Raw genomic sequence first — 2331 nt, forward strand, 5'->3', positions numbered from 1 at the left:
GCTGCGCGCGCGCGGGCGGCACCAGTCCGGCGCCTGCGCACAGCAAGGCCAGCGAGGCCAGCGCCCAGCCGGCAAAGGACCGGCGCAGGCCTCGATTCATGGATGGCTTCAGTTGACGATGCATCGGCCGGATGGCAAACCCTGGACTGGAAACGGTGGCAGGAAGCGCCCGGGCTTTCGGCGCCCTACGGAACGGCCGGAAATGGACGGCTCATGATAGCCGGGTATGGTCGACCATGCCAACGCGGCGCACTGCGGCAACGTCCACACGGATGGATCGACTCGAAAATTCGTAAACGACAGCAAGGCGTCTTTAAACATTTTGCTATCGTAGAACATTTTCTTTGGTGCACCAAGAGTGACCCGATTGAAGCGTGCACGGCTGTGTCATTTATAAAAGCAATGGCTGACATTAGAAATCTAAATTGGATTTCTTTTTTGCGATGCAGCATTATGAACCTGTCTCCTCTATTCTCCTCCAAGGATAGATTCAGCCCGCTCCCGTAGCGGGCTTTTTTTTTGCCCCGGCGCGCGCCCAGGGCCGCATATGCTGTAGTGCAATATCAATCGTGCACGATGTTGTTGTTTTACGACCCGGTTGCCGTCTTTTCCGACTCTGCGCAGGACGCGCAGTCGTGTCGCCCCCTGCTTACAATTTGGGGTACTATGCAACCTCTTTTCGTTTAGATAACAATATTTACTGCGCTATGCTCCATCCCGGCAGGTCCGCACACTCTTCCAGTTCGTACGACTGGTCCGCTTCCCGGCTCGGCGAACCGCAGCAATGGCCGCAGGCACTGAGGCTGGCCGCCGACGTCATGTTCAACACGCCGCTGCCCCTGCTGCTCGTGTGGGGACGCGACATGACGGTGCTGTTCAACGACGCCTACGGCGCGCTGGCCGGGCCGGCGTACGGACGGGTCCCCGGCGGCAGCGTGCCGCCCGTGATGCCGCCTCCGCTGGCGGTGGCGGGCGACGAACTGCAGCGCGCCTGGAACGGCGAGGCCGCGTACGCGCCGGACCGCAACCTCATGTTCGCGGGCAGCGCAGGCGGCAGCGGCCGCTACGACCTGTATTTCACGCCCGTGCGGGGGGACGGCGACGCCGTCGCGGGCGTGCTGTGCGCGCTGGCGCCCGCCGCGCCCGTCGTGGAGGCGCCGGCCGAGTCGAGCGGCCCCATGCGCATCCTCGTCGTCGAGGACAACGTCGACGCGCAATACCTCGTGTGCGAGATGCTGCGCGCCTTCGGCCACGAGGCGGACGGCGTCGGTCATCCGAACGACGCGCTCGCGCGCCTTGCGGCCGGGCAATACGACGTGTTGTTCACGGACGTCAGCCTGCCCGGCATGTCCGGCGTCGACCTGGCGCGCCAGGCCGTGACGCAGGCACCGTCGATGCGGGTGATCTTTGCGTCGGGTTATGGCGACACCCTGCTGCGCCACGTGGAATTCCCCTACCTGTCACTGCAGAAGCCCTATGAGCTGGACCAGCTCCAGCAGGCGCTCGACAAGGTGGCGCATCCGCTGCCGGTGCGCACCTGAACGATGGCCCAAAGGTGTGCAACAAAGCGCCCGGGCTGGGCTAGAATCGGTGTACGGCTCATTACGCGCCGTGGACGGACGTGCCCGTCCATTTTGCGTGACACCACCGTCGCGCGCGCAGAGCCCAACACGATGATCGATTTCGAGCCCACCGGCAGTGCACCCCGCCCCTCCGAGCTGACGGACATGCTCGACCCGGCGCCGTCCGCGATGGTCTCGCGCGGAGGCGTACGGTGAGCAACGAGCGCGACGAGCTGCGGCATCCCTCCGCGCAGCCCGCTGCTGCCGCGGCCGCGGCCGCGCGCGAACTGCAGGAAGCGCGCGAAGCCCTGCGCCTGGCCAACGCGCGCATGGAAAACATGCTCGAGAGCCTGGTCGACGGCTTCTGCGCGGTCGACCACCACTGGCGCATCATGTACATCAACGGGCGCGCGCTGGAGATGCTCGCGCCCCTGCAAAAGACCCGGCCCAGCCTGGTCGGCCACGACCTGTGGGCCTCGTTCCCGGAACTGCGCGGCAGCATGCTCGAAACCGTCTACCGGCGCGCGATGGTCAGCCGCGAGACGGCGATCCAGGAATTCTTCTGGCCGGCGCTGAAACGCTGGTTCGAGGTGCGCGCCCATCCGTCGCCGGACGGCCTGACGCTGTACTTCCAGGACATCAACCGGCGCAAGGCCGACCAGCAGGCCCTGCAGCAAGGCAACAGCCGCCTGCAGGTGGCACTGGCCGCGGGCCGCCTGGGCGACTGGCGCTGGGACGCCGCCAGCGACCGCGTGATGCTGGGCGAACG

At 65.8% G+C, this 2331-nt stretch carries 2 protein-coding genes; both read left to right on the forward strand.

What is annotated here, in order from left to right; translation table 11 throughout:
* The first annotated feature begins 707 nt into the window (after nucleotides 1-707).
* Nucleotides 708-1541, forward strand: coding sequence for a response regulator (locus ACEN88_RS29570; RefSeq protein ID WP_413345438.1), 834 nt, complete (start codon nucleotides 708-710; stop codon nucleotides 1539-1541).
* A 233-nt stretch (nucleotides 1542-1774) separates the two neighbouring features.
* A partial coding sequence (locus ACEN88_RS29575) for a PAS domain-containing protein (RefSeq protein ID WP_413345440.1) occupies nucleotides 1775-2331 on the forward strand: 557 nt, incomplete at its 3' end.

The sequence above is a fragment of the Massilia sp. CT11-108 genome (genome assembly GCF_047302915.1).
In the GTDB taxonomy this organism is placed as follows: Bacteria; Pseudomonadota; Gammaproteobacteria; order Burkholderiales; family Burkholderiaceae_D; genus Telluria; species Telluria orientalis.

Bases quoted from the DNA above. Each gene is read 5' to 3' on its own strand.
- ACEN88_RS29570 (WP_413345438.1), top strand. From the start codon at position 708: ATGCTCCATCCCGGCAGGTCCGCACACTCTTCCAGTTCGTACGACTGG.